We start from the raw sequence: 20197 nt of genomic DNA on the forward strand, positions 1-20197 counted from the left end.
ATCGGCGGCGGTCATCGAGGCGACGATATCGGCGCAATACCGCTCATGCCGGGCGAACCGGGCAGGATCGCCGCTCCCGCCCGGCGGGTCAGTCCCGGCTGAGGTTCTGCAACCGCACCTGACCCCGCGACACCAACCGCCCCTCCGCGTCGGTGATCTCCACCTGCCAGAGCTGCTGGCTGCGCCCCCGGTGCACCGGAGTGCCCACGGCCACCAGCTCGCCCTTGCGGACCGCGCGGAGGAAGTCCGTCTGGTTGGAGACCCCGACCACGCTGCCCCGGTCGCCCAGCCACAGCGTGCCGCCAACACTGCCCACCGTCTCCACCACCGCGCAGTAGACCCCGCCGTGCAGGATGCCGGCCGGTTGGTGCAGCTCGGGCCGCACCTCCCACCGGATGACCACCCGGTCCCCGCTGGCCTCGTCGAACGTCAGCCCGAGCAGACCGACCAGGCCGTCCGTCATCTCCGGGATCTCCACGGCTGTTCCTCCTCGTCGCACCGGCCCGGCCAGCCTAGTCGGGCCGCCGGGCGGCAAACCCGGTACGGCCGCAGGTCGGCAATGGGGGAGAATCGGTGACCGTGACCGACAGCAACCTCCCGCACGGGCGGGACTCCCTGACCGAAGACCTGCGGTGGCGCGGCCTGATCCAGGACTCCACCGGCCCCGACGAGTTGCGCGACCTGCTCGACGGCGGGGCGGCCACCTTCTATGTGGGCTTCGATCCGACCGCGCCCAGCCTGCACGTCGGCCACCTGATGCAGGTCACCACCGCCCGCCGGCTCCAACTCGCCGGGCACCGGCCGCTGCTGCTGGTGGGCGGCGCCACCGGCCAGATCGGCGACCCGAAGGAGAGCGCCGAGCGCACCCTCAACCCGCCCGAGGTGGTGGCCGGCTGGGTGCAGCGCATTCGCGACCAGCTCGCCCCGTTCGTGTCGTACACCGGGGAGAACGCGGCGCAACTGGTCAACAACCTGGAGTGGACCGGCGAGATGTCGGTGGTCGAGTTCCTGCGTGACGTCGGCAAGCACTTCCCGGTCAACAAGATGCTGGCCCGCGAGGTGGTGCGGGCCCGGCTGGAGACCGGCATCAGCTTCACCGAGTTCAGCTACCAGCTGCTCCAGGCCAACGACTTCTTCGAGCTGCACCGCCGGCACGGCTGCCAGCTCCAGTACGGCGGCTCCGACCAGTGGGGCAACATCACCGCCGGCGTCGACTACGTCCGTCGCCGGGGGGCGGGCCCGGTGCAGGCCTTCACCACCCCGCTGGTCACCCGCTCCGACGGCACCAAGTTCGGCAAGACCGAGGGCGGCGCGGTCTGGCTCGACCCGGAGATGACCAGCCCGTACGCCTTCTACCAGTTCTGGGTCAACGCCGACGACCGGGACGTCACCCGCTACCTGCGCTACTTCAGCTTCCGCTCCCGTGAGGAGCTGGAGGCGCTGGAGAAGGAGACGGCGGAACGGCCGGCGGCCCGCGGTGCCCAACGCGCCCTCGCCGAGGAACTCACCACCCTGGTCCACGGCGCGGAGGAGACCCGGCAGGCCGTCGCCGCCAGCCAGGCGCTCTTCGGCCGGGGCTCGCTCGACGAGTTGGCTCCGGAGACGCTGCGGGCTGCGCTGACCGAGGCCGGCCTGGTGCAGCTCTCCGGTGACCTGCCCGACGTGGCCGGGCTGCTGCGCGACGCGGGCCTGGTCGGCGGGCTCAAGGAGGCCCGCCGGGTGATCACCGAGGGCGGCGCGTACGTGAACAACACCCGGGTCACCGACGTCGACGCCACCGTCGACCCGGCCGACCTGCTGCACGGGCGCTACCTGGTGCTGCGGCGGGGTAAGCGGTCCTTCGCCGGGGTCGAGCTGCGCTCCTGACCGGCCAACCTCGGCGGGTGGATGGCGATCTCCATCCCGATCCAGGTGCTACTGCCGTCTGTCCCCGGTCGGTCCGTCGTCCGTCCCCTGTCGGCCGTCCTCACCGTTCCCGGTCGGTCCCGTCGGTCCCCGGTGAGCGGCCGGCGAGGAGGCTCCCCCGGCGGGCGGGCCGGTGGGCGGCAGTGTGACGTGCGACGCGTCCGCCGGATTTGACGATCAACTCGGCGGACGCGTAACTTTCTCTCTGCCAGCGCGGAACGGACGAACCGGGGCGAATGCCTCGAAGGCCGGAGCGCGGTGTGAGGCACCGGCTTCGTGGGGTTGTCCTTCGCGGAGCACGGACCGGGCGGTGCTCGGATCGGCCCGGGGGGTCGATTTGGTGAGGCGAAACCGACCGGGTAGTGTTTGACGCCGGCAGGGAACCGGGCGGGGGTGCGGGAGACCGTATCGGCCGGTCTGTCGGGAATCGTGAGTGCTTCCGGTGTGAGCTGGTGGTGTTCGTGGTGTGTGGAAAAGTGTGGTGGAAGTGGTGTGGATCGTGACAGAGCGGTTTGACACGGCGGATACCACCGGGTAATGTGGTAAAAGTGCCCGGCGCGGAAGCGCGGGGTGTGGTGAACGAAATGCCCCGGTCGGGTCACCGTTAGTGCGGTGGTTTGGTTGGTGTGTGGTTGTTCTTTGAGAACTCAACAGGGTGCTTGTAAAGCCAGTGCCAATTGTTTTATACCCCGTGCTGGGCAGGCTTGTGAGTATTGGTCTGTTCGGTTGGGATTCCTTTGGCAACATTTGTTTGTTGTCGGGATTGCTGTTCGACAGGTTTTTGTTGGAGAGTTTGATCCTGGCTCAGGACGAACGCTGGCGGCGTGCTTAACACATGCAAGTCGAGCGGAAAGGCCCTTTGGGGTACTCGAGCGGCGAACGGGTGAGTAACACGTGAGTAACCTGCCCTAGGCTTTGGGATAACCCTCGGAAACGGGGGCTAATACCGGATATGACCTTGCCTCGCATGGGGTGGGGTGGAAAGTTTTTCGGCCTGGGATGGGCTCGCGGCCTATCAGCTTGTTGGTGGGGTGATGGCCTACCAAGGCGACGACGGGTAGCCGGCCTGAGAGGGCGACCGGCCACACTGGGACTGAGACACGGCCCAGACTCCTACGGGAGGCAGCAGTGGGGAATATTGCACAATGGGCGGAAGCCTGATGCAGCGACGCCGCGTGAGGGATGACGGCCTTCGGGTTGTAAACCTCTTTCAGCAGGGACGAAGCGTGAGTGACGGTACCTGCAGAAGAAGCGCCGGCCAACTACGTGCCAGCAGCCGCGGTAAGACGTAGGGCGCGAGCGTTGTCCGGATTTATTGGGCGTAAAGAGCTCGTAGGCGGCTTGTCGCGTCGACCGTGAAAACTTGGGGCTCAACTCCAAGCCTGCGGTCGATACGGGCAGGCTAGAGTTCGGTAGGGGAGACTGGAATTCCTGGTGTAGCGGTGAAATGCGCAGATATCAGGAGGAACACCGGTGGCGAAGGCGGGTCTCTGGGCCGATACTGACGCTGAGGAGCGAAAGCGTGGGGAGCGAACAGGATTAGATACCCTGGTAGTCCACGCTGTAAACGTTGGGCGCTAGGTGTGGGGGCCTCTCCGGTTCTCTGTGCCGCAGCTAACGCATTAAGCGCCCCGCCTGGGGAGTACGGCCGCAAGGCTAAAACTCAAAGGAATTGACGGGGGCCCGCACAAGCGGCGGAGCATGCGGATTAATTCGATGCAACGCGAAGAACCTTACCTGGGTTTGACATGGCCGCAAAACTTCCAGAGATGGGAGGTCCTTCGGGGGCGGTCACAGGTGGTGCATGGCTGTCGTCAGCTCGTGTCGTGAGATGTTGGGTTAAGTCCCGCAACGAGCGCAACCCTCGTTCGATGTTGCCAGCGCGTTATGGCGGGGACTCATCGAAGACTGCCGGGGTCAACTCGGAGGAAGGTGGGGATGACGTCAAGTCATCATGCCCCTTATGTCCAGGGCTTCACGCATGCTACAATGGCCGGTACAATGGGTTGCGATGCCGTGAGGTGGAGCGAATCCCAAAAAGCCGGTCTCAGTTCGGATCGGGGTCTGCAACTCGACCCCGTGAAGTCGGAGTCGCTAGTAATCGCAGATCAGCAACGCTGCGGTGAATACGTTCCCGGGCCTTGTACACACCGCCCGTCACGTCACGAAAGTCGGCAACACCCGAAGCCGGTGGCCCAACCCTTGTGGAGGGAGCCGTCGAAGGTGGGGCTGGCGATTGGGACGAAGTCGTAACAAGGTAGCCGTACCGGAAGGTGCGGCTGGATCACCTCCTTTCTAAGGAGCACCATCCGGTGAAAGCCGGTATGGAGCCCGCGGCCTGCGGATGTCGGGTCGGGGTGCTCGGATGGCGGAGACACTGGCAAGTTTTTCCCTGGCAACGGCTGGGACGCCTAGTACAGCCACTTTGGTGGTGGGAGCGGGGTTCTGGTGCGGCTGGTGGAGGGATGTGGGCACCCTGTTGGGTCCTGAAGGAACAACCGGTGGGTTGTTTTTTCGGAGGACTGTTCTGGAGCGTTGGCTTCGGTGGTCTGCCAGGCATGGCCTGGTCTCGCATACCGGATTCTGTTCTGCCTGTGGGTGGGGTGGGGTTGCTGGTGTGGGGCTTTGGGGTTGTGGGTTGGTTGTTTGTTGAGAATTGCACAGTGGACGCGAGCATCTTTGTGGTCAAGTTGTCAAGGGCGGACGGTGGATGCCTTGGCACCAGGAGCCGATGAAGGACGTGGGAGGCCGCGATAGGCCTGGGGGAGCTGTCAACCGAGCTGTGATCCCAGGGTGTCCGAATGGGGAAACCTGGCACCAGTCATGTGGTGTCACCTGCACCTGAACACATAGGGTGTGTGGGGGGAACGCGGGGAAGTGAAACATCTCAGTACCCGTAGGAAGAGAAAACAATTTAGTGATTCCGTGAGTAGTGGCGAGCGAAAGCGGATTGAGGCTAAACCGGTTGCGTGTGATACCTGTCAGGGGTTGCGTGGTCGGGGTTGTGGGACCCTGCTGAACAGGCTGACACTTGTTCGAGGAGTTATAAAGTCAGTGGCTAGCCGAATGGTGTGGAAAAGCCAACCGTAGTCGGTGAGAGTCCGGTAGGTGAAAGTTGCTGATCTTCTGTGGGTGTTCCCGAGTAGCGGCGGACTCCTGTAATCTGCCGTGAATCTGCCAGGACCACCTGGTAAGCCTAAATACTTCCTGGTGACCGATAGCGGACGAGTACCGTGAGGGAATGGTGAAAAGTACCCCGGGAGGGGAGTGAAATAGTACCTGAAACCGTTCGCCTACAATCCGTCGGAGCCTTGCGGGGTGACGGCGTGCCTTTTGAAGAATGAGCCTGCGAGTTAGTGGCATGTGGCGAGGTTAACCCGTGTGGGGGAGCCGTAGCGAAAGCGAGTCTGAAGAGGGCGTTTGAGTCGCATGTTCTAGACCCGAAGCGGAGTGATCTAGCCATGGGCAGGCTGAAGCGTGGGTAAGACCGCGTGGAGGGCCGAACCCACCAACGTTGAAAAGTTGGGGGATGATCTGTGGTTAGGGGTGAAAGGCCAATCAAACTCCGTGATAGCTGGTTCTCCCCGAAATGCATTTAGGTGCAGCGTCGTGTGTTTCTTGCCGGAGGTAGAGCACTGGATGGTCTAGGGGGCCTACAAGCTTACCGAAATCAGCCAAACTCCGAATGCCGGTAAGTGAGAGCGCGGCAGTGAGACTGCGGGGGATAAGCTTCGTAGTCGAGAGGGAAACAGCCCAGATCACCAGCTAAGGCCCCTAAGCGTGTGCTAAGTGGAAAAGGATGTGGGGTCGCATAGACAACCAGGAGGTTGGCTTAGAAGCAGCCATCCTTTAAAGAGTGCGTAATAGCTCACTGGTCAAGTGGTTCCGCGCCGACAATGTAGCGGGGCTCAAGCACACCGCCGAAGCTGTGGCATTCACATTTTAACTTCGCGTGCCCTTGATGGTGCGTGCAGGTGTGTGGATGGGTAGGGGAGCGTCGTGCCGGGGGTGAAGCAGCGGGGTGACCTAGTTGTGGACGCGGCACGAGTGAGAATGCAGGCATGAGTAGCGAAAGAAGGGTGAGAAACCCTTCCGCCGGATGACCAAGGGTTCCAGGGCCAGGCTAATCCGCCCTGGGTGAGTCGGGACCTAAGGCGAGGCCGAGAGGCGTAGTCGATGGACAACGGGTTGATATTCCCGTACCCGCGAAGGAGCGTCCCTGATGAACCTCGTTGTGCTAACCACCCGAGCTGCCAAGGACTTTCGGGTCTGCGGTGGGGAGCGTGGGAACCTGGCGGGTAGTAGTCAAGCGATGGGGTGACGCAGGAAGGTAGCTGAGCCCGGCCGGTGGTTGTGCCGGGGTAAGCGTGTAGGCCGTGCCGTAGGCAAATCCGCGGTACATGAGGCTGAGACGTGATGCCGAGCCGATTCAGGTGAAGTCAGTGATCCTATGCTGCCGAGAAAAGCCTCTAGCGAGTTTCGAGCGGCCCGTACCCCAAACCGACACAGGTGGTCAGGTAGAGAATACCGAGGCGATCGGGCGAACTGTGGTTAAGGAACTCGGCAAATTGCCCCCGTAACTTAGGGAGAAGGGGGGCCGGAGACGTGAAGCCCCGTGCGGGTGGAGCGTTGTATGGCCGCAGAGAGCAGGGGGAAGCGACTGTTTACTAAAAACACAGGTCCATGCGAAGAAGTAATTCGATGTATATGGACTGACGCCTGCCCGGTGCTGGAACGTTAAGGGGACCTGTTAGCTCTTTGGGGCGAAGCGGAGAACTTAAGCGCCAGTAAACGGCGGTGGTAACTATAACCATCCTAAGGTAGCGAAATTCCTTGTCGGGTAAGTTCCGACCTGCACGAATGGCGTAACGACTTCCCCACTGTCTCAACCACAGGCCCGGCGAAATTGCAGTACGAGTAAAGATGCTCGTTACGCGCGGCAGGACGGAAAGACCCCGGGACCTTTACTATAGCTTGACATTGGTATCTGAATGGGCTTGTGTAGGATAGGTGGGAGCCGGTGAAGCCTGTACGCCAGTATGGGTGGAGGCAATCTTGAAATACCACTCTGGTTGATTTGGGTATCTAACTTCGGGCCGTTATCCGGTTCAGGGACAGTGTCTGGTGGGTAGTTTAACTGGGGCGGTTGCCTCCTAAAGGGTAACGGAGGCGCCCAAAGGTTCCCTCAGCCTGGTTGGCAATCAGGTGTTGAGTGCAAGTGCACAAGGGGGCTTGACTGTGAGACTGACAGGTCGAGCAGGGACGAAAGTCGGGACTAGTGATCCGGCACTTGCGTGTGGAAGCGGTGTCGCTCAACGGATAAAAGGTACCCCGGGGATAACAGGCTGATCTTCCCCAAGAGTCCATATCGACGGGATGGTTTGGCACCTCGATGTCGGCTCGTCGCATCCTGGGGCTGTAGCAGGTCCCAAGGGTTGGGCTGTTCGCCCATTAAAGCGGTACGCGAGCTGGGTTTAGAACGTCGTGAGACAGTTCGGTCCCTATCCGCCGTGCGCGTAGGATACTTGAGAAGGGCTGTCCCTAGTACGAGAGGACCGGGACGGACGAACCTCTGGTGTGCCAGTTGTCCCGCCAGGGGCACGGCTGGTTAGCTACGTTCGGAAGGGATAACCGCTGAAAGCATCTAAGCGGGAAGCCTGCTTCGAGATGAGGTATCCCACCCCACATTGTGGGGGTAAGGCCCCCAGCTAGACGACTGGGTTGATAGGCCGGAAATGTAAGCTCGGTAACGGGTTCAGTTGACCGGTACTAATAGGCCGAGGACTTGATAACAAGGCTGCTACGCGTCCACTGTGCAACTCTGAACAAACACCAAACAACCCCCTACACGCGTTTGTGTGGGTGTGTGTGTTGTTTGATATGTTCATAGTGTTACGGCGGTCATGGCGGAGGGGAAACGCCCGGTTACATTCCGAACCCGGAAGCTAAGCCCTCCAGCGCCGATGGTACTGCACTCGGGAGGGTGTGGGAGAGTAGGACACCGCCGGACAACCTTTCCAGTCGAGGGCCGCCCCATCCGGGTCGGCCCTCGACTGCGTCGCGCCGCAGGTGGCGCAATCAGGAAGGATGTACCTGTGAGTTCAGGACCGCAGGGCGGAGATCGTCCGCGCCGATACGAAGACCGCTCCGACCGTCCCCAGGGGCGGGACGCCGGCCCCCGCCGGGACGATCGTCCCCCGTACCGTGGCGACCGCGACGACCGCGGCGCATCGCGGGGTGGACCCCGAGGCGGCGATCGGCGCGAGGGTGGTTTCCGATCAGGCCCGCGTGACGGCGATTCGCGTTCCGGTGGTTTCCGGGGTGGGGATCGGCGTGACGATTCGCGTGGTGACCGGGGTGGTTTCCGGTCGGGTCCGCGCGACGGCGGTTTCCGTGGCGGCGACTCCCGCGACGGCGGCTTCCGAGGTGGCGACCGTCGTGAGGGCGGCTTCTCCGGCGACCGCCGCGAAGGCGGTTTCCGGGGTGGCGACCGTCGTGAGGACGGTTTCCGTGGCGGGGATTCCCGTGGCGGTGGTTTCCGTGGCGATGACCGTCGTGAGGGCGGCTTCGGCGGTGAGCGTCGTGAGGGTGGTTTCCGGTCGGGTTCGCGTGATGGTGACTCCCGGCCTGGTGGTTTCCGTCGGGACGGTGACTCGCGTGACGGTGGTTTCCGGGGTGGGGATCGTCGTGACGATTCGCGTGGTGACCGTGGTGGTTTCCGGTCGGGTCCGCGCGACGGCGGTTTCCGTGGCGGCGACTCCCGCGACGGCGGCTTCCGGGGCGGTGACCGTCGTGAGGGCGGCTTCCGCTCCGGTCCGCGTGATGGTGACTCCCGGCCCGGTGGTTTCCGCCGTGACGGTGACTCCCGCGACGGCGGTTTCCGTGGTGGTGACCGCCGCGAGGGTGGTTTCCGTGGCGGCGATTCCCGTGAGGGTGGCTTCCGTGGTGGTGACCGTCGTGAGGGTGGTTTCCGGTCGGGTCCGCGTGATGGTGACTCCCGGCCTGGTGGTTTCCGTCGGGACGGTGACTCGCGTGACGGTCGTTTCCGGGGTGGGGACCGTCGTGACGATTCGCGTGGTGACAGGGGCGGTTTCCGGTCTGGCCCGCGTGAGGGTGGCTTCCGTGGTGGTGAATCCCGCGAGGGCGGCTTCCGGGGCGGCGACCGTCGGCCCGGTGGCTTCGGCGGCGACCGTCGTGAGGGCGGTTTCCGCGGCGGGGATTCCCGTGAGGGTGGTTTCCGTGGCGGCGATCGCCGCGAGGGCGGCTTCGGCGCTGACCGTCGGGACGCTGGTTTCCGGGGTGGGGACCGTCGTGAGGGTGGTTTCCGGTCGGGTCCGCGTGAGGGTGACTCCCGGCCCGGTGGCTTCCGCCGGGACGGTGACTCCCGCCACGGCGGTTTCCGTGGTGGTGACCGCCGCGAGGGCGGTTTCCGCAGCGACGACTCGCGCGGCGGCGACCGTCGTGAGGGTGGTTTCCGGGGCGGCGAGCGCGGCGGCCACGACCGGCCGCGCCGGGACGACCAGCGGGGGGACGACCGCCGTCGGGAGGGTGGGTTCGGCCCCGACCGGGATCGTCGGGACGAGACCGACGGCCGGGCGGTCGCGCCGGTGCTGCCGGACGAGATCTCCGCGAGTGACCTCGACACGGCCGTCCGCGCGGAGCTGTTGTCGCTGAACAAGCCGGTGGCGGAGACCGTCGCCCGGCACCTGGTCGCCACCGGTCAGCTGATCGACGAGGACCCGGCGGAGGCGCTGGCCCACGCGATGGCCGCCCGGCGGCTGGCCGCCCGGATCTCCGCCGTACGTGAGGCGGTCGGCCTGGCCGCGTACCACGCGGGGGAGTGGCAGACGGCGATCGCCGAGCTGCGTACGTACCACCGGATGACCGGATTGCAGAGCCACCTGGCCGTGCTGGCCGACTGTGAGCGGGCGCTGGGGCGGCCGGAGCGGGCGATCGACCTGTTCCGGGGCGCCGACAGCGACAAGCTCGACAAGGCGGTCGCGGTCGAACTGCTGATCGTCGCCGCAGGTGCCCGGGGTGACCTGGGGCAGAAGGACGCGGCGGTGGCGATGCTCCAGGTTCCGGAGCTGACCACCGACGTGGCCGAGCCGTGGACCGCGCGGCTGCGGTACGCGTTCGCGGATGCGCTGCTCGCGGTGGACCGCCGTGAGGAGGCCCGGGAGTGGTTCTCGCGCGCCGCCGACGTGGACGCCGACGGTGAGACCGACGCCCCGGAGCGGCTGCTGGAACTCGACGGTGTGGTGATCGAGGGCGACGACGAGGACGACGAGCCGGACGAGGAATCCGCCGCCGCAGGGGAGGCCACCGGCACGCTGCCGGCCGACCCGGACGCCGGGGCCCGGCGGACCGCCGACGACCGTGACGAGGACGACGACGTCGACGACGAGGCTCGCGACAGCCACGACGACCGCGACGAGGTCCGTGACGGGGCCGGGGACGACACGGGTGCCGCGCCGAGCCGCCCGGACGCCGCCGAGGCCGGAGGGGACGCCGCCGACGCCGACCAGGATGTCCGCGATGCCAACCGGGACGACCGTGCCGGTGACGATCTGCCCGCCGGTACCGCACGGGACACCGACGACGTCGCGGGTGCCGCTGCGGACGACCGGCCCGGCACAGTCGCGTCCCCGACGGCTGGCGCCGACGAGGTGACGGCCCCGGGCGGGGCGCGGCCGATCGGCGACGCGGCGGCGGAGGCGGACCAGCGATGACCGGGGTCGCCGGGGACCGGCTGGTCGACGGGTACGCCCTGGTCGTCTTCGACCTGGACGGAGTGATCTACCTGATCGACCGGCCGATCCCCGGCGCGGTCGAGGCCCTCGGCGCGCTGCGGGCCGAGGGCCGGTCGGTGGCGTTCGCCACGAACAACGCCTCGCGGCGCTCCAGCGAGGTCGCCGACCTGCTCACGGGCATCGGCGTACCGGCTGATCCGGCGGAGGTGCTCACCTCGGCCGCCGCCTCCGCGGAACTGCTGCGGGACCGGCTTCCGGCCGGCGCGGCGGTGCTCGTCGTCGGTGCCGAGGCGCTGCGTGCCGAGATCAGCGCCGTCGGGCTCACCCCCGTCGACCGTGCCGACGCCGCACCGGTCGCCGTCGTGCAGGGGTACGGCCCGCAGGTGGGCTGGGTGGACCTGGCCGAGGCGTCGGTGGCGATCCGGGCCGGGGCGACCTGGGTGGCCACCAACACGGACCGGACGCTGCCGAGTGGACGGGGTCCGCTGCCCGGCAACGGGTCGCTGGTTGCCGCGCTGCGGCACGCCCTGGACCGGGCGCCCGACGTGGTGGTCGGCAAGCCCGAGCCGGCGCTGTTCACCACGGCCGCCCGGCGGGCCGGCACCGGCCGTACGCTGGTGGTCGGTGACCGGCTGGACACCGACATCGAGGGTGCCCGCCGGGCCGGGCTGGACAGCCTGCTGGTGCTGACCGGCGTCAGCGACGTACCCGAGCTGTTGGGTGCCCCCGAGCAGCGGCGGCCGACCCATGTGGCGGCCGACCTGGCCGGGCTCTTCGATCCGACGGCGGTGGTCCGGGTTCCCGGTGCCCCGCAGGCCGGTGGGTGGTCGGCGGCGGCGGTGGACGGTGCGGTGGAGTTGCGCGGTGCCGGCCGGCCGCTGGACGCGGTGGCCGTGCTGTGCGCGGTCGCCTGGGAGGCGGGTACCGGTGCGGACGTGCGCCCGGCCTCGCCGGAGGCGGAGCAGGCGCTGGCCGGGTTCGGCCTGGCCACCTGACGCACGTCACCTGACGGCGGAGCGGGCCGGCACCGAGCATCGGTGCCGGCCCTTTCGTCGCCGGGTCGCCGCTCAGAGCAGCTTGCGCAGTTTCAGCAGGTCGAACGGGCTGGCCTTGATGGAGACCCGGCGGGCGGCGACCGCCTTGGTGACGTCGAGCTGGCCGCGTACCAGGGCGACCAGGTCGTCGCTGGAGGTGACCAGGGCGATCTTCGCCTTGGGGTCGTCGCCGTCGGCGAGGTCGACCAGCCGTCCGCCTTCGATCCGGCCGTGGAACGCGGTCTCCAGATCGGTGATCCGGCAGGCCAGGGTCCGGTCCAGATCAATCTTGCTGGCGGCGTCGGCGTGCCGGTCCAACCGGTCGGCAAGATCCCGCAGGGCCTGTCGGCACTCGTCCACGCTTGCCACATCGTCTCCTTCGTACCCGCCACGCCGTTTTCCGGCACCGTACCGCAAGGGACGGCTCGGGGCGCCCGGTAGCGTGAGGGCCGCACACTGCCCCCGCGGAAGGACTTGAGTCATGCAGGACGCGTGGCGCGCCTACCTGGAGCTGGCCCTGGGCCTGACGGAGGCGCCCCGGAAGAGGGCACAGGACGCCGCCCGGCGGCTGGCCGGTACGGGCGGCGCGACGGCCGTCCAGTTGCAGGCGCTCGCCGAGGAGCTGCTCGCCACCGGCGCGGCGAACCGGGAGGCGTTGACCAAGCTGGTCCGTTTCGAGGTGGACCGGGCGCTCGGCGCGGTGGGGTTGGCGACGGCCGACGAGGTCGCCGAGCTGACCCGCCGGGTGCACGAGCTGGAACGGCAGCTCCGTGAGGCGAAGGGCGCACCGGGCGGGTTGCCGGTCGGTGAGGCGGCACCCGACACGACCGTCCCGCCGACGACCGGCCCGGTGACCGACGCCGGCGGTGCCACAGGTGCCGGGGTGGACGCGGGAACCGCTGTCCCGGGTCGTCCGGCTCCTGCGACGGGCGGAACCACCCCGCCGAGCAGGGCGGTGGCGAAGAAGGCGGTCGCGAAGAAGGCGGTGGCGACGACGGACGTGGCCACGAAGGCCGTGGCGAAGAAGGCAGTCGCCAAGAAGGCGGTGGCGAAGCGGGCCGTGCCGGAGGCGGGAGCGGACCAGTCGTCCGCCGGGTCGGCCGACCCCGGCGAGGGTGGTCCGGCGTCCCGCCCGGCCACGCGGCCCGGCTCCGGTGCGGCGGGTTCCGGCGGTGCCGGATGAGTCGTCCCGTGGGTAGCCGGTCGTGACCGGCCCGTTCCGTCCCGGTCCGCCGGCCGCCGGCCGTCCCGGTCCGGTCGCGGGAACGCCGGCGGAGGGCATGCCCGGCACGCCCGGTCCGCCGCCTGCCGGTCGGCCGGGTCCGCCGGCTGCCCGTCCCGGGCCGCCCGCCGGCCGTCCCGGTTCGTCGCCGGTCGTCGGGTACGACGACGAGGTCGACGACGCCCGGCATCCGGCCGTCGACGCCGCCGTGCGGGCGATGGCCAACGCCGAGGGCCTGTCGCCTGCCGACCAGATCGCGCAGTACGAGGCGGCGTACCAGACGTTGCGGGAAACCCTTGCCACCATCGATCAGACCTGACCGGAGAGAACCACCCCCATGGCACGTCGTACCCGGCTCGACGCCGAACTCGTCCGTCGCGGCCTGGCCCGGTCCCGGGAGCAGGCCGGTGCGTTGATCGAGGCCGGTCGGGTCCAGTTGCGCGGGGTGCCCGCGCGTAAGGCCGCCGCGATGGTCGACCCGGCCGATCCGCTGCTGGTGACCGGGGCGGACCCGATCGACGAGTACGTCTCCCGGGGTGGGCACAAGCTGGCCGGCGCGCTGGCCGCGTTCGGTCCCGGTGGGTTGCGGGTGGCGGGCCGGCGGTGTCTGGACGCGGGGGCGTCGACCGGGGGGTTCACCGACGTGCTGTTGCGTGCGGACGCGGCCGAGGTGGTGGCGGTGGACGTCGGGTACGGGCAGCTCGCCTGGTCGTTGCGGACCGACGAACGGGTGCGGGCGATGGACCGTACCAACGTGCGGACGTTGACCCCGGAGGTGATCGGTGGGGAGGTGGACCTGACGGTGGCGGACCTGTCGTTCATCTCGCTGCGGTTGGTGCTGCCCGCCCTGGCGGGCTGCACCCGGGCCGACGGTGACCTGGCGCTGATGGTGAAGCCGCAGTTCGAGGTGGGCAGGGAGCGGGTCGGCGCGGGCGGGGTGGTGCGTGATCCGGCGTTGCGGGCCGAGGCGGTGCTGGAGGTGGCGGCGGGCGCGGCCGGGCTCGGGCTCGGGTTGGCGGACGTCGCGGCCAGTCCGCTGCCGGGTCCGAGTGGCAACGTGGAGTTCTTCGTATGGTTGCGCCGGGACGCGCCGCCGGCGGATGCCGGGCGGGTGCGCGCGGTGGTGGACGCCGGGCCGAACGGCCCCGGGCCGGACCCGGTGTCGGGGAAGGTGGCAGGGTGAGCGTGGTGGGTGGCGTCGGGACGGTGTTCCGCGAGGGTGGACGGGAGGCGGGTCCGGTGGACCTCGACGATGGTGGGGCTGGCCGGGTGCGGGGCGGACGGTGGCACCGGTGAGCCGGACGGCCCTGCTGGTCACGCACACCGGGCGGCGGCGCAGCACCGAGCACGCGCGGGCGGTCGCCGCCGATCTGATCGCGGCCGGTTTCGAGGTGCGGGTGGTGGCCGAGGAGGCCGAGGATCTCGATCTGCCCGGGGTGGTGCCGGTGGACGGTCTCCAGGCGGCGGAGGGTGCCGAGATCGTCTTCGCGCTCGGCGGGGACGGCACGTTCCTGCGTGCGGCGGAGCTGGCCCGGCCGGCGAAGGTGCCGCTGCTCGGGATCAATCTGGGCAAGGTGGGTTTTCTGGCCGAGGCCGAGATCGACGATCTCGACACGGCGGTGCGGGACGTGGTCGGGCGCAACTACACGGTGGACGAGCGGCTCACCCTCGACGTCACGGCCGAGTTCGACGGTGGCCCGACGATCGAGTCGTGGGCGCTCAACGAGATCAGCGTCGAGAAGGGCGAGCGTGCCCAGATGCTGGAGTTGCTGGTCGACGTGGACGGTCGTCCGTTGTCCCGGTACGGCTGCGACGGTGTGGTGTGCGCCACGCCTACCGGTTCGACGGCGTACGCGTTCTCCGGTGGTGGGCCGGTGGTCTGGCCGGAGGTGGAGGCGCTGCTGCTGGTGCCGATCAGCGCGCACGCGTTGTTCAGCCGGCCGCTGGTGACCGCGCCGACGTCCACGTTCGTCATCACGGTCGATCCGTTCACCACGCTGGCGGTGCTGTGCTGTGACGGGCGGCGGGTGTACGACCTGCCGCCGGGGGCGACGGTGACGGTGCGTCGGGGTGCGCTGCCGGTGCGGGTGGTGCGGTTGCGGGACCGGCCGTTCACCGACCGGCTGGTGGCGAAGTTCGGTCTGCCGGTGCAGGGTTGGCGCGGTAGCCGCCGCTGATTCCCGGCCCCGGGTGGGGGCCGGTGCTGGTGTCGGTGGTCACCTGCGGGCCGTCGACCAGCGGTGCTGTGCCGGTGGCCGGCGGGTGGAGGATTTCCTGCCGGTGCGGCGCCCCGTGCCGGCTGGTCAACTGTCGCAGCACGCGTCTACTGTCGGGTGCTGTGCTGGAAGAGCTGCGGATCACCGGACTGGGCGTCATCGAGGACACCACCCTGCCGCTGGCCGGCGGGATGAACGTCATCACCGGTGAGACCGGTGCCGGCAAGACGATGGTGGTGACCGGTCTCGGCCTGCTGTTCGGCGGGCGGGCCGACGCGGGTCGGGTGCGGGCCGCGCCGGGGCGGGCGACGGTGGAGGGGCGGCTGCGGCTCGACGGCCGGGTGGCCGACGTGGTGCACGCCCGGATCGTGGATGCCGGTGGTGGGCCCGACGACGACGGTTCGCTGCTGATGAGCCGGACGGTGACGGTGGAGGGGCGCTCGCGGGCGCATCTGGGTGGCCGGAGCATGCCGGTGTCGATGCTCGGTGAGGTCGGCGAGCAGGTGGTGGCGGTGCACGGCCAGTCCGACCAGTTGCGGCTGTTGCGGCCGGCGGAGCAGCGGGCGGCGCTGGACCGGTTCGCCGGGCCGGGGCACGAGAAGCTGGTCGACGCGCTGCGGGAGGCGTACGGGCGGTGGCGGCAGGTGGTCGACGATCTGGCCGACCGGCGCAGCAACGCCCGGGCCCGGCACCAGGAGGCCGATCTGCTGCGGTTGGGGTTGGACGAGATCACCCGGGTCGATCCGCAACCGGGTGAGGACGACGAGTTGAAGGCCGAGGCGCAGCGGCTGGAGCATGCCGAGGGGTTGCGGACGGCGGCGCAGCTGGCGCATCTGTGTGTGGCCGGTGGGGTGGAGGCGGCCGACGACACGCCGGATGCGACGGCGTTGCTCGGTACGGCGCGGCGGACCCTGGAGGCGCAGGCCGGCACCGATCCGGCGTTGGGCGAGTTGGCCGGCCGGTTGGAGGAGGCGGCGACTCTGGTGGCGGATGTGTCGGCGGAGTTGTCGACGTATCTGGCGGCGTTGGACGCCGACCCGGCCCGGTTGCAGACGATCTACGAGCGGCGGGCGGCGTTGCGGGCGTTGACCCGTAAGTACGCCGACGACGTCGACGGGGTGATCGCGTGGGCGGAGCGGGCCCGGACCCGGTTGTCCGACCTGGACACCTCCGACGAGCTGCTCGACGAGTTGGACCGGGAGGCGCAGCGGCTGGCCGGTGAGGTGGCGGAGTTGGCCGGGCGGTTGTCGGTGTCCCGGCAGGAGGCGGCGGTGCGGTTCGCCGAGCAGGTGACGGTGGAGTTGGCGGGGTTGGCGATGCCGCATGCGCGGATCGAGGTGGCGGTGCTGCCCCGGCCGGGTGGGCGGTCGGAGCCGACGTTGCCGGTCAACGGGGTGCAGTGCGGGGTCGGTCCGGACGGTGCCGACGAGGTGGAGTTGCGGTTGTTGGCGCATCCGGGTGCGCCGTCGTTGCCGTTGCAGCGGGGTGCCTCCGGGGGTGAGCTGTCCCGGGTGATGCTCGCCATCGAGGTGGTGTTCGCCGGTTCGGGTGGGCCGCCGACGTTGGTGTTCGACGAGGTCGATGCGGGTGTGGGTGGGCAGGCGGCGGTGGAGATCGGGCGGCGGTTGGCGCGGTTGGCGCGCAGTCACCAGGTGTTGGTGGTGACGCACCTGCCGCAGGTGGCGGCGTTCGCCGACCGGCACCTGGTGGTGGCGAAGGACACCGGTGGTGCGGTGACGACCAGTGGGGTGCGGGTGGTGGAGGACACGGAGCGGGCCCGGGAGTTGGCGCGGATGCTTGCGGGTTTGCCGGATTCGGATCTGGGTATCGCGCATGCCGAGGAGTTGCTGGCCGTTGCGGCGAAGGAAAGGCGGCCCTGAGGGCAACGATTGTGAGCGGAGGCACACCGGCCTGTGCTCTGGTGTGCTTCCCTGGGTAGGCGGCCCTGCTCAGGCATGTCGCGACGGAAATGCCTGCCTCCCATGCCAGGATGGTCACGATGCGTCTACCCACGTTGCGCCGGGCCCGGAACGCGGAACCGGACTCAGTTCTCGGCACCGCACGTCTGGATCGCCGTACCAAGCGGCTGGTCGGCCGGCTCCGCCCCGGCGACATCGCGGTGATCGACCATGTCGATCTGGACCGGGTGGCGGCCGATTCGCTGGTCGCGGTCGGTGTCGCGGCGGTGCTGAATGCCAAGCCGTCGGTGTCGGGTCGGTATCCCAACCTGGGGCCGGAGGTGTTGATCGGTGCCGGCATCGTGCTGCTGGACGACCTCGGTGAGGGGGTGTTCGAGCGGATCCGGGAGGGTGACACCATCCGGATCGAGGGCAACACCGTCTTCCTGGGCGACGAGCCGGTCGCGCACGGTGACCTGCAGGATGCCGAGACGGTCGCCAAGGCGATGTCCGACGCCCGGGAGGGTCTGTCGGTGCAGTTGGAGGCGTTCGCCGCCAACACGATGGACTACCTGCGTCAGGAGCGGGACCTGCTGCTCGACGGGGTGGGTGTGCCGGACATCCAGACGCCGGTGCAGGGGCGGCACTGTCTGATCGTGGTGCGGGGTTACGACTACAAGGCCGACCTGGACGTGTTGCGCCCGTACATCCGGGAGTTCAAGCCGGTGTTGATCGGCGTGGACGGCGGGGCGGACGCGCTGGTCGAGGCGGGGTACACGCCCGACATGATCATCGGGGACATGGATTCGGTCACCGACGACGTGTTGCGGTGCGGCGCCGAGGTGATCGTGCACGCCTACCCGGACGGCCGGGCGCCGGGTCTGGCCCGGGTCAACGGGCTGGGGGTGCCGGCGATCACCTTCCCGGCGGCGGCGACCAGCGAGGACCTGGCGATGCTGCTGGCCGACGAGAAGGGTGCCTCGCTGCTGGTCGCGGTCGGTACCCACGCCACGCTCGTGGAGTTCCTGGACAAGGGGCGCGGGGGGATGGCCTCGACGTTCCTGACCCGGTTGAAGGTCGGCGGGAAGCTGGTCGACGCCAAGGGGGTGAGCCGGCTGTACCGGCAGAGCATCTCGGGGTCGTCGCTGCTGCTGCTGGTCCTGTCGGCGATCGCCGCGATGGCGTCGGCCGTGGCGGTCTCCACCGTCGGCAAGGCGTATTTGGGTGTGGTCTCCGAGTGGTGGGACAATTTCGTGTTCCAGCTCGGCCAGCTCTTCTAGCTCCCGACCGATCAAGAGGCTGCAAGCGTGATCAACTTCCGGTACCACGTGGTGTCCCTGACCGCGGTCTTCCTGGCGTTGGCGATCGGCCTGGTGGTCGGCACGGCCGCCCTCAACGGGCCGGTCGCCGACTCGCTGAAGGAGACCGTCAACTCGCTGCGCAAGGACAACCAGCAGATGCGGCAGTCGGTCAACAGTCTGCAGAAGGAACTGGACATGGAGGAGGATTTCGCCGCCGAGATGGCGCAGATCATCCTCCCGGGCAAGTTGACGGGCAAGCGGGTCATGGTGCTCAGCCTGCCCACCGGGCGGGAGCACACCGAGGGTGTGCTGAAGATGCTCCAGACCGCCGGGGCCTCGGTGACCGGCCGGGTCGACATCCAGGACAAGTTCGTCAACCCGGACAACAACACCAGCCTGATGGAGTTGGCCGTCACCGCCGCCCGGCCCACCGCCCCCGCCTCGGCGCTGCCCGGCAACGGCAACGGCGTGGAGACCTCCAGCGCCCTGCTGGCCAGCGTCCTGCTCGACCGGCCGCAGGGCACCGCGCCGGTGACCGACGCCGACCGGCGGGCGGTGCTGGCCGCGTACGTCAACGCCGGCTACCTGACCAGTGAGGAGAAGGTCACCGGCCCGGCCGAGGCCGTGGTGGTGGTCAGCGGGCAGCCGTACGTCGACAAGGACTCGGCGAAGAAGGACGAGTCGGTGGTGAAGATCGCCGAGCAGTTCGACCGGACCGGCGCGATCGTCGTCGGCGGCAATGGTTCCGCCGGCGGCAACCTGGTGGCAGTGGTCCGGGGCGACCCGGTGCTCGCCCAGACCATCTCCACCGTCGACAACGCCAACACCGTGCAGGGGCAGTTGGTCACCAGCCTGGCCCTGGTGCAACAGCTCACCGAGAAGCGGACGGGTCAGTACGGCGTCGGCGACAACGCCACGTTGGTGCCTAGACTGCCCCAGTGAGCGAACCACGTACCCCGGTGACCGGTTACCACCCGTCCGCGCCGTCAGGCGGTGCCGCATGAGCGGGATCGGGCGGCTGCTCGCCGCCGCCGCCGGTGCCGCCGCCGCCCGGTACGCGCTGCGGCAGGCCCGTACCTCCCCGGCGGGGCCGGCGTTGGAGCGGACCAACTTCCGTGGCCGTACCGTCAGCCTCGCCGCCGGCCCGGCGCTGGCCGTCGGGGCGTCCGGCGCGGGGGCGCTCGGCGCGGCCAGCGTCCCGGCCGGCGCGGCGGTGCTCGTCGCCGGTCTGGGCGCGGGCGCGGTCGGCCTCTACGACGACGTGGTCGGCGTCCGCCCGGAGCAGAGGGCCGCCAAGGGGTTCGCCGGTCACCTCGCCGCCCTGCGGGCCGGCCGGGTCACCGCCGGCATGGTCAAGGTCGCCGGGGTGGGTGCGGCCGGGCTTGCCGCGGCCGTGCTGCTCGCCGCCGACCCGCGGGTCGCCGCGCATCCCCGCCGGCAGCGCCACGGCGCGCTCGGCCGGACCGCCGACGTGCTGCTCGGCGCGGGGGTGGTGGCCGGCACCGCCAACCTGCTCAACCTGCTGGACCTGCGTCCCGGCCGGGCGTTGAAGTCGGGGGTGCTGCTCGGTGTGCCGCTGGCCGGTGGCCCGCACGCAGGTATCGCCGCCGGTGCGGTAGGTGCCGCCGCCGGGCTGCTCGACGAGGACCTCGGCGAACGGGTGATGATCGGCGACAGCGGGGCCAACGCGCTCGGCGCGCTGCTCGGGGTGGCCCTGGCCGCCCGCACCGGCCCCCTCGGCCGGGCCGGGCTGCTCGCCGTCCTCGCCGGTCTCACCGCGGCCAGCGAGAAGGTCAGCTTCACGGCGGTCATCCAGCGCACCCCGGTGCTGCGGGAACTCGACGCGCTGGGCCGGCGATCCGACTGAC

At 68.9% G+C, this 20197-nt stretch carries 14 protein-coding genes and 3 rRNA genes; 14 read left to right on the top strand and 3 right to left on the bottom strand.

Annotated features, from left to right (window positions below):
- Positions 1-88: 88 nt before the first annotated feature.
- Positions 89-463, bottom strand: a complete 375-nt coding sequence (locus Q2K16_RS31965; RefSeq protein WP_302746690.1) for a PaaI family thioesterase — start codon at positions 461-463, stop codon at positions 89-91.
- Between the two features lie 116 nt (positions 464-579).
- Between Q2K16_RS31965 and tyrS the strand changes: the two genes are divergently transcribed.
- The 4 genes from tyrS to rrf all read left to right on the top strand — a co-directional run bounded on the left by tyrS (position 580) and on the right by rrf (position 7915).
- The gene (gene tyrS / locus Q2K16_RS31970; protein ID WP_302746691.1) at positions 580-1866 is read left to right on the top strand and encodes a tyrosine--tRNA ligase; all 1287 of its coding nucleotides are present in this window, start codon (positions 580-582) and stop codon (positions 1864-1866) included.
- A gap of 820 nt (positions 1867-2686) precedes the next feature.
- Positions 2687-4200: ribosomal RNA gene (locus Q2K16_RS31975) — 16S ribosomal RNA — on the top strand.
- Between the two features lie 388 nt (positions 4201-4588).
- A 23S ribosomal RNA gene (locus tag Q2K16_RS31980) occupies positions 4589-7698 on the top strand.
- Between the two features lie 100 nt (positions 7699-7798).
- Positions 7799-7915, top strand: a 5S ribosomal RNA gene (rrf, locus tag Q2K16_RS31985).
- The 16S, 23S and 5S rRNA genes sit together here, the layout of an rRNA operon.
- Before the next feature lie 268 nt (positions 7916-8183).
- On the opposite strand, the gene Q2K16_RS31990 is transcribed toward rrf, so the two are convergent.
- Positions 8184-9404 carry a hypothetical protein gene (locus Q2K16_RS31990; protein WP_302742364.1) on the bottom strand — a complete coding sequence of 407 codons (1221 nt, stop codon included), beginning with the start codon at positions 9402-9404 and terminating at the stop codon, positions 8184-8186.
- A gap of 207 nt (positions 9405-9611) precedes the next feature.
- On the opposite strand from Q2K16_RS31990, the gene Q2K16_RS31995 reads away from it, so the two are divergent.
- Both Q2K16_RS31995 and Q2K16_RS32000 read left to right on the top strand, forming a co-directional pair.
- The gene (locus Q2K16_RS31995) at positions 9612-10637 is read left to right on the top strand and encodes a tetratricopeptide repeat protein (RefSeq protein ID WP_368052583.1); all 1026 of its coding nucleotides are present in this window, start codon (positions 9612-9614) and stop codon (positions 10635-10637) included.
- Complete coding sequence (locus Q2K16_RS32000; RefSeq protein ID WP_302742367.1) at positions 10634-11653, top strand: HAD-IIA family hydrolase; 1020 nt, start codon at positions 10634-10636, stop codon at positions 11651-11653. The genes Q2K16_RS31995 and Q2K16_RS32000 overlap by 4 nt, the downstream gene beginning before the upstream one ends.
- Before the next feature lie 72 nt (positions 11654-11725).
- Here the strand turns inward: Q2K16_RS32000 and Q2K16_RS32005 are convergent, their stop codons facing one another.
- The gene (locus Q2K16_RS32005; RefSeq protein ID WP_302742368.1) at positions 11726-12061 is read right to left on the bottom strand and encodes an SCP2 sterol-binding domain-containing protein; all 336 of its coding nucleotides are present in this window, start codon (positions 12059-12061) and stop codon (positions 11726-11728) included.
- Between the two features lie 112 nt (positions 12062-12173).
- Between Q2K16_RS32005 and Q2K16_RS32010 the strand changes: the two genes are divergently transcribed.
- The 8 genes from Q2K16_RS32010 to Q2K16_RS32045 all read left to right on the top strand — a co-directional run bounded on the left by Q2K16_RS32010 (position 12174) and on the right by Q2K16_RS32045 (position 20196).
- Positions 12174-12875 (top strand): phasin family protein, encoded by a 702-nt coding sequence (locus Q2K16_RS32010; RefSeq protein WP_302742370.1) that lies wholly within the window; start codon positions 12174-12176, stop codon positions 12873-12875.
- A gap of 97 nt (positions 12876-12972) precedes the next feature.
- Positions 12973-13233, top strand: coding sequence for a hypothetical protein (locus Q2K16_RS32015; protein ID WP_302742372.1), 261 nt, complete (start codon positions 12973-12975; stop codon positions 13231-13233).
- An 18-nt stretch (positions 13234-13251) separates the two neighbouring features.
- Positions 13252-14097 carry a TlyA family RNA methyltransferase gene (locus Q2K16_RS32020; protein WP_302742374.1) on the top strand — a complete coding sequence of 282 codons (846 nt, stop codon included), beginning with the start codon at positions 13252-13254 and terminating at the stop codon, positions 14095-14097.
- Positions 14098-14206: 109 nt separating this feature from the next.
- Positions 14207-15091, top strand: coding sequence for an NAD kinase (locus tag Q2K16_RS32025; RefSeq protein ID WP_302742376.1), 885 nt, complete (start codon positions 14207-14209; stop codon positions 15089-15091).
- Positions 15092-15252: 161 nt separating this feature from the next.
- Positions 15253-17010 (top strand): DNA repair protein RecN, encoded by a 1758-nt coding sequence (recN, locus tag Q2K16_RS32030; RefSeq protein ID WP_302742377.1) that lies wholly within the window; start codon positions 15253-15255, stop codon positions 17008-17010.
- A gap of 119 nt (positions 17011-17129) precedes the next feature.
- Positions 17130-18308, top strand: coding sequence for a putative cytokinetic ring protein SteA (gene steA, locus Q2K16_RS32035; protein ID WP_302742378.1), 1179 nt, complete (start codon positions 17130-17132; stop codon positions 18306-18308).
- Between the two features lie 27 nt (positions 18309-18335).
- On the top strand, positions 18336-19271 hold the full coding sequence (locus Q2K16_RS32040) for a copper transporter (RefSeq protein ID WP_302742379.1): 936 nt from the start codon (positions 18336-18338) through the stop codon (positions 19269-19271).
- Between the two features lie 58 nt (positions 19272-19329).
- On the top strand, positions 19330-20196 hold the full coding sequence (locus tag Q2K16_RS32045; protein WP_302742380.1) for a hypothetical protein: 867 nt from the start codon (positions 19330-19332) through the stop codon (positions 20194-20196).
- Position 20197: the final 1 nt, after the last annotated feature.

It is taken from the genome of Micromonospora cynarisoli, from assembly GCF_030518815.1.
GTDB lineage: Bacteria > Actinomycetota > Actinomycetes > Mycobacteriales > Micromonosporaceae > Micromonospora > Micromonospora wenchangensis.